The 9,499-nt window shown below is 48.2% G+C and carries 7 protein-coding genes; 4 read left to right on the forward strand and 3 right to left on the reverse strand.

Translation table 11 applies throughout. The features are described from left to right. Window positions 1–58 precede the first annotated feature (58 nt). Window positions 59–1,003 (reverse strand): hypothetical protein, encoded by a 945-nt coding sequence (locus QUA53_RS18395; protein WP_333099024.1) that lies wholly within the window; start codon window positions 1,001–1,003, stop codon window positions 59–61. Window positions 1,004–1,082: 79 nt separating this feature from the next. Continuing rightward, entirely contained in the window at window positions 1,083–1,256 is a 174-nt protein-coding gene (locus tag QUA53_RS18400; RefSeq protein ID WP_333099026.1) for a hypothetical protein, read from the reverse strand. 748 nt (window positions 1,257–2,004) lie between these two features. On the opposite strand from QUA53_RS18400, the gene QUA53_RS18405 reads away from it, so the two are divergent. Next, on the forward strand, window positions 2,005–4,077 hold the full coding sequence (locus QUA53_RS18405) for an iron uptake porin (RefSeq protein WP_333099027.1): 2,073 nt from the start codon (window positions 2,005–2,007) through the stop codon (window positions 4,075–4,077). A 166-nt stretch (window positions 4,078–4,243) separates the two neighbouring features. Here QUA53_RS18405 and QUA53_RS18410 read toward each other — a convergent pair whose 3' ends face one another. Continuing rightward, window positions 4,244–5,497: an FIST N-terminal domain-containing protein gene (locus tag QUA53_RS18410; RefSeq protein ID WP_333099028.1), complete on the reverse strand. Its 1,254-nt coding sequence runs from the start codon at window positions 5,495–5,497 to the stop codon at window positions 4,244–4,246. 742 nt (window positions 5,498–6,239) lie between these two features. Here QUA53_RS18410 and QUA53_RS18415 point away from each other — a divergent pair. The 3 genes from QUA53_RS18415 to QUA53_RS18425 all read left to right on the forward strand — a co-directional run bounded on the left by QUA53_RS18415 (window position 6,240) and on the right by QUA53_RS18425 (window position 9,222). After that, on the forward strand, window positions 6,240–6,476 hold the full coding sequence (locus QUA53_RS18415) for a Calvin cycle protein CP12 (protein WP_190662788.1): 237 nt from the start codon (window positions 6,240–6,242) through the stop codon (window positions 6,474–6,476). A gap of 402 nt (window positions 6,477–6,878) precedes the next feature. Beyond that, window positions 6,879–7,499: a DUF3177 family protein gene (locus QUA53_RS18420; protein WP_333099029.1), complete on the forward strand. Its 621-nt coding sequence runs from the start codon at window positions 6,879–6,881 to the stop codon at window positions 7,497–7,499. A 268-nt stretch (window positions 7,500–7,767) separates the two neighbouring features. Beyond that, a complete protein-coding gene (locus QUA53_RS18425; protein ID WP_333099031.1) occupies window positions 7,768–9,222 on the forward strand; it encodes a hypothetical protein in 1,455 nt (484 codons plus the stop codon). Window positions 9,223–9,499 lie beyond the last annotated feature (277 nt).

Here is a 9,499-nt window from a genome sequence, read left to right on the forward strand (position 1 = left end):
TTGGGGGGCGAGAAATCGAGGAAGATTCCCGGTTTCTCGCCCGCGCGCAACTCTGAATCTACTTACCGGTCAACTGCCGAAACTTCTTCTTAAACTTATTCTTATACACGTAGATCGATCGCTGTAAATCCTCAACTTGCAGCGACATCTCGGCAGCCAAACCCCTGCGGTTCCAAACATCCTCCTCACACTTGCGGCGACAAAAATTCATCGGTTCCGAGTAAACTTTCCCACTCGATAAAGTTGGCTTCGGCCCGCACCAGTGAATCACAGTTGCCTCAGTGCGATCGCCCCCAGGCCCGCTTTCTTCCACTGGAAACCGCTTTCTCAGCAAATCCTGGTCAAAATCCGGCACCAACAACTGCATATCCACATTCTGCACCCGCAGTCGATTTTCTTGTGCAGCCCGGAAAATCATAAAGTTCAAAAACCCCATTTCTCCGTACTTAAATATCCCCGGATTTGCCGCCGTAAAATCTAAAATTTCCACGTATTCTTCCAAGCTAAAAACGCCGCGTTTAGCAAAGAAAGTCCCTGTGCAGAAATAGTTCGATCGCGATTCCGACCAACGAAAATTCGGGAAATGCTTCTCAACGCCTGGAATGTCAAAGAAAAATTCCGAAACATCAGCATCCGGGTAATCGTAACAAGGCTTGTCTACAATAAAATCAAAGTCTTGAAAGTTAGCCAATTTGAGAACATCGCCCCAGACGATCGTATCGGCATCCAAAACCATAAAATTTGACCAAGGACTTTCCCAAAAAGCAATCATTTTAGTTTTGCCCCAACCAAAACTTCTTTTTCTTAGAACTTCTTCAGAAACAGTTGTGCGGTTGATAACTCGCACCCCATATGACTTTTCCAAAGCACTCACAGAAAACGTACCGTCAATCAACAGACAAATCGGCACATCTCCGAGGAAATAGCGGATGCTAGCACAGCAACCCTTAGCAAACAGATAATCTTGGTCGCAGCAGGCAATAATAATACCAAAATCTTCCATAAACCCTCACTCTTTATACTAATACCAGTTACCCAAAATAATGCGACTGCAGGCAAGCTCCAAACGTTTATGTCATCAGTTATTGCCCATTTTTTAATCGAAAATGGTATAACTTGCTCGCCCCCAGCGTTTGGTTTTTTTGTTCTGACAGCAGCTCTATTTTAGACTTCTGCATTTTCGCCAGCTTAACACTAAACTCCTGCGATCGTCCGTAGGTAAAAACATCGTTAAAACCGCTAGGAATCTTGGGCATAGTTGGTCTCTCAAGCAAGTGAGCTTTCCCTGGGCCAACAGCGGGTCAAGCACCACCCAGTTGCAGTCGTACTCAAACAACAAAAAAGTTGTGTTAAAATAGCGGGAAATTAAACCCGCCGACGGTTAGTCTCAAAAAAGGCAATCGTCCTGGCAAGTCCAGACGGCAGCGGGCATCAAAAAACCCAAATTGGTCAAGCCTGAACTTTGGTTTAGATCGGGTCTATCTACCAGCCTTTAAGTTTCAGTTCCCCACTCATGGCGGGAAAATAGCCCCTGCCGGGTCGCGAGGTTTAAAGTTAGGTTAAAAAGCTTGACATTATAGGATATAAAGCTGTATAAGGGATGCGACAAGCAGCCACAATCCTACCTAATAACTGTCTGTTAAGTCTGGCGTAACCGAGGACTCTGGGCAGTTGTCAGTTAGAGGCAGATTGTGGTCGAGCCCATAGAACCAGTAGTCGATCGCCCGCAGAGCAACTCAAGCAAGTCGGGCGATCGAGAGATGAAATTAGCACGTGATGGTATAATCAACTGTAATGTAATGTGGGCTTGACCTGAATTGATGCCTGGGCGGTATAAGGGCTCAGCCCCCTAAGTTCAAGCATAAGTAGACACGCCTACTGTGAATCAACAGTTATGGATATGTTCTATTTTGGCATTTATTGTCAACAGGCAAGCAACCACAAAAATTAGCAGTTGGGAATTGCTGCTCGTCGAGTTGAATAGAGTGTGAAGGTGTGAGGAAAATGAACAGAACTTTTTGGAATTTACTGCTAGTATCCCCGGCAATTCTGGGGCTATCATCAGTCATGAGTACCGCTGCGATCGCCGCAGAAGTGACCGCAACCGCTGAAGCCAACCAGCTAGCTACAGCTCAGTCATCTGAGTCAAAAATTGCAGAAATAGTTGGAGACATAGTTGCAGAACCAGTTGCAGCAGCCCCTGCTGCCCCAGAAAACCTGGCTTTAAACAGCAGCGTCGAAGCGGCCCAAACCCCGGTCGTTAAAGAAGCAGACGCTGAAAAACTCGCCTCAATCAAACCAGAAACCAGCGAAGCAGCAGTGCAAACAACACTGCAAACAACAGGGAGCGACATCGACTTAGGAGCCCCAATCGCTCCTGGCAGCGCTGCAGCAGCGGCTGAACCCCTAGCAGCAGCAGGCACAGCCGAACCGTCGCCCCAAGCATCAGATTTGGCAGTTCAAAGCAGCCACACAGACGCCCCTGGGAAAATTGAAGTGCCAGCAGTCGCCAGCACCCCAGCTACTACCCCAGTTACTACCCCAGCTACTAAGGTAGAAATTGCTCAGACAGTACCCGCCGGAATGGGCGGTCCCATCGTCCCTGTCGCTCCCCAAGCGCTGCCGGCCCAACCGTCCGGAACCATGTCCCAGGTGACATCAGTCACTCAGCTCTCCGACGTGCGACCGACAGATTGGGCATTCCAAGCCCTGCAATCCCTAGTCGAACGCTACAGTTGTATCGTTGGTTATCCCGACGGTACCTACCGCGGCAACCGCGCCCTGACTCGCTACGAATTTGCAGCCGGCGTCAACGCTTGCTTAGACCAGATAACCCAGCTAATTGGGTCAACAGGTAACTTAGTTACCCGAGACGACTTAGCTATCCTGCAACGCCTGCAAGAAGAATTTGCAGCCGAACTTGCTACCCTGCGCGGACGAGTAGACGGCCTAGAAGCCCGCACCGCTGAACTCGAAGCCAACCAGTTCTCCACCACCACCAAATTGGCTGGAGAAGCCATTTTTGCCGTCAGCGACACCTTCGGAGATGGTGTTGGTCTTGACGACGACAAAACGTCTACCAACCTCGGCTACCGGGTGCGCTTGAACTTTAACACCAGCTTCACCGGTCGAGACTTGCTCAGAACTCGCTTGCAAGCCCTCAACGTCGCGAACTACTCAGCAGCAACAGCTACGGGTACTAACATGGCTCGCCTAGGGTTTGATGGAGCTGAGAACAGCAATTTCACACTAGACGAGTTGTACTATCGGTTCCCGATGGGTAAAGCTACAGTCTTTGTCGGTCCTAAAGGACTTGACCTCGATGAAATTGCAGACCAGGCTTCTACCTTTGGTAACTCTACGAGTAACGGTTCACTTTCCAGATTTGGAGTTCGCAACCCGGCCGTATTCCGCGGCCCGCAGGGAGCAGGCGCAAGTGTGAGTTTCAACTTGGGAAGCTTCCGAGCTACCGCGGGCTATCTCGCAGGCGACGGCGATGCTCCCAACCCCGCAGACGGCAGGGGCGTTTTCGACGGTTCTTTCAGCGCTCTGGGTCAGATCGGCTTTTTTAGCAGACCGTTTGACTTGGGCTTGACTTACACCCGGAAATACAATCGGGCAGGCGATGTTAACCTCATGGGCGGCGTCGGCAGTTTGTTGGCTAATCGGCCCTTCGATCAATCACCTACCGCATCAGATAACTATGGCGTGCAAGTTAACTTCAAACCCAGCAGTCGCTTTCAGATTGGCGGTTGGTACGGTTATACGAAGGCTGAACAACTGCGGGGTGGCAACAATGACGCTACCATCCAGAATGGTGCTATCACTGTGGCTCTGGGAGATTTTGCCCGACAAGGCAACGTCCTAGGCTTCGTCTTTGGTGTACCGCCAAAAGTTACCGACAGCGATGTCGCCAGAAATCGCAACACCTCTTATCACTTAGAGGGTTTCTATCGCTTCCAAGTCAATGACTTTATTTCGGTGACACCGGGCGTTTACGTGATTCTGAATCCGGAACACAACAACAACAACGAGGATATCTGGGTCGGACTCCTCCGTACTACCTTTAGTTTCTAAGGTTTCCAGACATCTAGTTACAGCTAAAAGCGGCAGGCGACTGCCGCTTTTATTTATTGGTCATCAGTCGATTTTAGATTTTAGATTTTAGATTTTAGATTTTAGATTGTCAACACTCATCAGTCATCAGTCATCAGTCAACAGTCAACAGTCAACAGTTCACAAATTATGAATTTTGGCGGCAAATCCCGAATACGGATGTGTAGCCGTGCAAAAATGTGCTGCCGCCGACGGGGCCGATTTCGCCGTTGCAGAAAAAGCCGCTCAGGGGGATGTTTTTGAGGTATCGGCCAAACAGTCGGGAGTCAAAGTTCGACTGGCCGTAAAGCCCTTCGCCGCGCCCCAGACAAGAGAACATTAAGGCGCCGGCGCTAGATGTACCGCTGTACTCGGCAGCCCGCTGATAGCGATCGAGCAGCATTTCTAGGTCTTCTGCGGAGGTGCGCGCGTCCCGCAGGTGAAATTGGATGCGCTGTCCGGGACGGACTCGATCGCCGATCGCTATTGCCCCCACTTTCGGATCTACTCCCAACAGATTGCGGATTAAAAAATCTCCCGGCTCTAATGTCAGCTTGAATTCATCGCTGACTAAGCCTACAAATAACGAGTGCTGAGCTAATTCTCGGTCTTCTTCGCTCAAAGTTTGAACTAACTCTCGCAAGGCCTCTAAGGGCGATCGCTCGATGCCTCCGCTGCCAGTATCGTCGGTTTGTTCTTCGAGTTTCAGCAAAATATTGCGATCTCCTTCCGTCACCCGATAAGGATGCCCGATCGGCCTGCAGCCTTGAGCGACGATCGTTTCCAAAACTATATTGCCGCTCAAAGCTACCCCAACCGTCCCTTCTCGGTAAAGCTGATAGTCGCAAAACAGCGCCGCGCCCCTGCCCGCACCGTCCCCCCCGGCGAGTCCCCCTACCTTCGCCGCACCCGGATAGGCATAATCTAGCCCTTGTAGCAAATCGTTAATTTTTGCCGAAAAGGGGTCGGCGAAGATGATGAACTGCGGTTCTTCCTGGGCCGGCACGCCCAAGATCTCCACCCAAGTATCCGGGGGGCTGTCTAAGTCCGGCAGTTCTTCTGCACCGACGTGAAAAGTTCTGACATTCACTCCCGGCAAGCGCGCCAGACTGAGGCTGACTGCGGGAGATCCCTCGACTTCTTCGGTGAGGCCGCCCCGGTTCGTGCCGATGACTCCTCCCCCGCCGCAGCCCAGGATCGCGGGCACTGGCAGCAGTTCTCGGAGTAAAGGCATCAGCCGAGAATACTCGCTGGCAAAGGCAGACGAGATAAATATCAGCGCTAAATCAGCCGGGCCTTCTAGGTCGCGATCGGCTTGTTCTATAACTTCTTTGAGCGCTGATTCCAAAGAGGGACGGGTTGATAAAGCGCTGACCCATTGCATTTGGTTTTGGGTGTACATAAGGCAAACTTCTCTATAAAACTATCTCTATACATTACGCTAACCGGAACTGGCCACTGGGGAGACCCTATTCTTCGGCGATCGATTCCCCCTCGATTGCCGTTCTTGTGTTAACATAAGTTAACATGAGTGTCCGACTAATCTGTTTAGTGTTAAATGCCGTATTCAGCTAAATCTTAAAAGATAAAGCTCAATACAGTTTGACACACGAACATCGTGTAATGTTTTCATCAAAAGTAAGGTCAGCTCGACCTACATTGATGCCTGTGGACCCTTCCCCCGCCGACGGGGTAGAGTAAAGCAGGAAGTAGAGACGGCTGCTGCGATCGCAGTTATGGATGGTTTCTATCTGGGCTGCTGCAACAGCAGCGCATCTCAAGCTATTATTAGCTGGGGTCGCCAGACCGAAACAGCAAATCAAACCCAAACTAACATCCAAAAAGAAAACCTTTCTTACTTAATAAGGTCAACGACCCAGGTCTAAAGACACTGGGCTTCTAGCCTAAGACTTAAACCACTCTTGACTAGCCTAAGACTTTAGAGGTCTACGTTTTTTGAGTGATGACACCAAGTGGCTGCTTAGCTAGTCCCTTGCTCTGTCGTTAACGGTTAAACATCTTTATTTGGGTTAAGGATGTGCCGTTAGCCGAACCAGCTCACTAAACCCAGGGGCGTGCTAACATTACCTAGAAATAGGTCGGGGACCACCATATTCTCCTACACATTCATACCAACAAGCTTTATGACAACAACACCCGCAGGCAACATCCAAGAAAAAATTGAAGAAGAACTAGAAAGCGCTCGTACAGTCTGTGACCTCAAGGGCGCCACTTCCGGGGAATGCGCGGCGGCGTGGGACGCAGTTGAAGAACTGCAAGCAGAAGCTTCCCACCAAAAGCAAGTCAAACCTAAGAATTCTTTTGAAAAATTTTGCGACGACAATCCTGACGCTGCTGAGTGCCGCATCTACGAGGAATAAACGAGCCATTTAGCTCTATCCCTGCCCTCCCGCGCCGAAATCTAACTTTTGGCGCGGGAGAATTTTATTTGAGGGGTTGAGCCTTGAAATAGTGGCGAGATTTGGCTTCTATCCCAATGGTTCAAATCGGCCAGCTTCTCTCCACTCCCTGAAGCAAGGGAGACAATAATTTACTCTGGCGTCCCCCCTTGGTTCGGGGGATGGGAAGGCGAGATTCGAGGAATAAACAGTTTTAATCCCAGTATATTGCCGTCTATCGTGTATCAAGTACGTTTTAAAGCGCGCCAAGCACCTTAGAAAAGGTAGTAGTAACTAAAACATCAAGACCGTGTTCTGGTTGCTGATTTTTTAGCATTTTTGTAGTAAAATTTGTGACAAATAAGTGAGTATATTTTCCCAAAGATGTTGAGTCTTTTATTGGCAGCCACCGGGCCTTGGTTTCAACCGCTAGTCTGGATGGATTACCGGTTGTCTGTGTTATTAACAATTTCGATCCCGCTGGTAGTGCTGATTTGGGCTGTTGTGGCAAAAGCTGATGCGATCGTCCGTTTGTCGATTATTTATTGGCGGGTGGCGAGTTTGCTGGCAATTACACTTTACCTGATGATGGCGGCGCTGCCTGTGAGCTTTGTATCGTCGGTGATTGGGAGGGCCTTAATTCCTGCTAGTCTGTGGTTTTGGGAAGATTTAAACGAAGAAATTGCAGATCGACCGCAGTCGCCCCTGAAACTGGCTTTTACAGCTTGGAGGTGGGCGATTACTGTTTACAGCGGTTTGGGCGCTCTAGCTCAACTTCCCTTCTTAAGCTGTGCTTTTAAATCTCAAATTCAGGTAATTGACGAGCCTTTTTGCCGCATTTGGTTAGACCCACCTTGGCTCTACAAACAAATGTTTCACCCTACGGCAACCCCTCAGTTTTTGGGATTGTTAGGTCTGATAGGTTTAGTAATCTATGTAATTTACTTGTCATACTTTGTGCTAATTAGATTAGGAAAACAGGGGAGGTCAGCTACCGGAAATTAAGTGTAGTTTAAGTTAGTGTTTCGCTTCTCAATTGCAGCTAAAGTATTCCACAAAAAGCTCATAAATCTCAAATAAAAACTGCCGGGGCGCATCTAGGACAAAATCAAACTAACAGCAGGGTGGCTGACCTGACCCCCCAAAAACGGATATAAGCCGTGGACTCCAGTCGTGGAGATCTAAAAATTTTAGACTAAGGTTCCAGCTTCCAGATTCATCTGTCGAGAAAATCTAAAATCTAAAATCTAAAATCTAAAATCGACTGACAGCAATGTTATGGGGAAAGACTGTGATGGATAGCAAACAAGCCTACTTACAGTGCTTAGAAAGGCTGATTTGGGCGCTCGATCGCCTGGAAGCAAAAGTCGAACCCAGTGAACTCGCTCGGATTGCCGAACTGATTGTTCAGCCGATGGTGGGGCCCTGGCGGTTTTTTCACACTCCCGAACATATTTTTGAGGTGGGGGGAGATGAAGACGCGATCGAGGTTTTGGCAGCTTTATTTCACGATACCGTCTACGTGCAAGTCGATCGCAGCATTAACTTTAACGTCAGCTACTACATCACTCCTGTTGCAAAAGAGGTTAACAAACAACTACAAATTAGGGATCGATCGGAACTGCCAGCGGATGCTATCTTCGAGATGGTAATGCTGGTATTCAATTTTGTACCGGGCGAAGTCCTAAATCCTTTCGCCGGACAAAACGAATTTCTCAGCGCTGTCGTAGCAGCAAAAGCTCTAGAACCATTTCTCAAACGCGAGCAATTGCTTCAAATTGCAGGCTGCATTGAAGCAACCATTCCGTTTCGCGCAGCCGAGTCGGGAGTAACGGTAAGCCAGCGCCTTTATGACCGCTTGCAAGCAATAAATAGCCGATTTAACCTCAGTTTGAATGATGAGGAAATGCGGGAAACGGTCAAAAAAGCTGTGCGAATTTCTAACCGGGATGTGATGAGTTTTGCTCACCATAGTTCAGCCCATTTTTTGGCAAATACCTGGAATTTACTGCCGGAAACCAATCACAATCTCATCTGCTGCGGTTTTTACACGATTCGCGACTACCGAGTTGCTTTGCTCAAGATGGAAGGTTTTCTGAATTATCTCAAGCCAGAAATAATTTTCCGGCAGTTTGAGGGATATCCAGACGATCGCACATATCAGCGCTGGGAAACGACTGCTAAGTACAATCTCGAAATTGCGAAGCTTTATTTGGGGTGCAAACTGTCTGCCCTAGCCCTACTAGAAGCTCTTTCTTCGGATTTGGGGATTGAGGTTTCTCTGGCGATGATGATGGGAGGAATTCCGGAGCTGGCTCCTAACTGCGTACGCCTAGAAAGCTTTTTTCCAGAAATAGACAAACCTTATCAACCTAAAATTAGTTTAGAAGCGGAAGTATTGAATTTATTAGAAAATGGGCGGGCTAAAAGCACCTCTAATACCGATTTGGAGAGTTCGCCCCTGACAACGTTTGTGGTAAAAATGGTTGGCTTTGACGAAATGCGCTATCAGTGCGATCGAGCCAAGGAATTTTTTCAAGAAAATCTAAATGCCGAGGACTTTATTTCCGACTTTAACCCGATAGTTACAGAAATTGTCATTGATTCAATTCTCAAGTTGTTTGACAGCCGGAAATCTACTATCTACCGATACTACGATATCACTTCTAAGTTAAAGTCCAAACCCCAGAGCAATTTTCCCGATCGCCATTTCCGATCAAATAGTTAACTAGCTTTAAATACAGTATTTTTGCCTTCTCTATATAAAATACCCTTACTCAGCTTATATAAGAGTGCAGCGATTACACCGTGACAGGATTGATTGACTCGCTTTCTCTACCTCAATCTGCCTATCCATCCCGAGGTAGTGCCCTGAAGGAAAGGATCAGAGTACGTTATGATTAGAGAAGTGTTTGCCATAGCGTGATCTGACATTAGAAATTAATTGTTGCCCTAATTGTGGTTCGGAAGAAGTTAGTCGAAACGGTCAAACTCGGCATCATAAA

Source organism: Microcoleus sp. Pol12B3 (assembly GCF_036701355.1).
In the GTDB taxonomy this organism is placed as follows: domain Bacteria; phylum Cyanobacteriota; class Cyanobacteriia; order Cyanobacteriales; family Microcoleaceae; genus Microcoleus.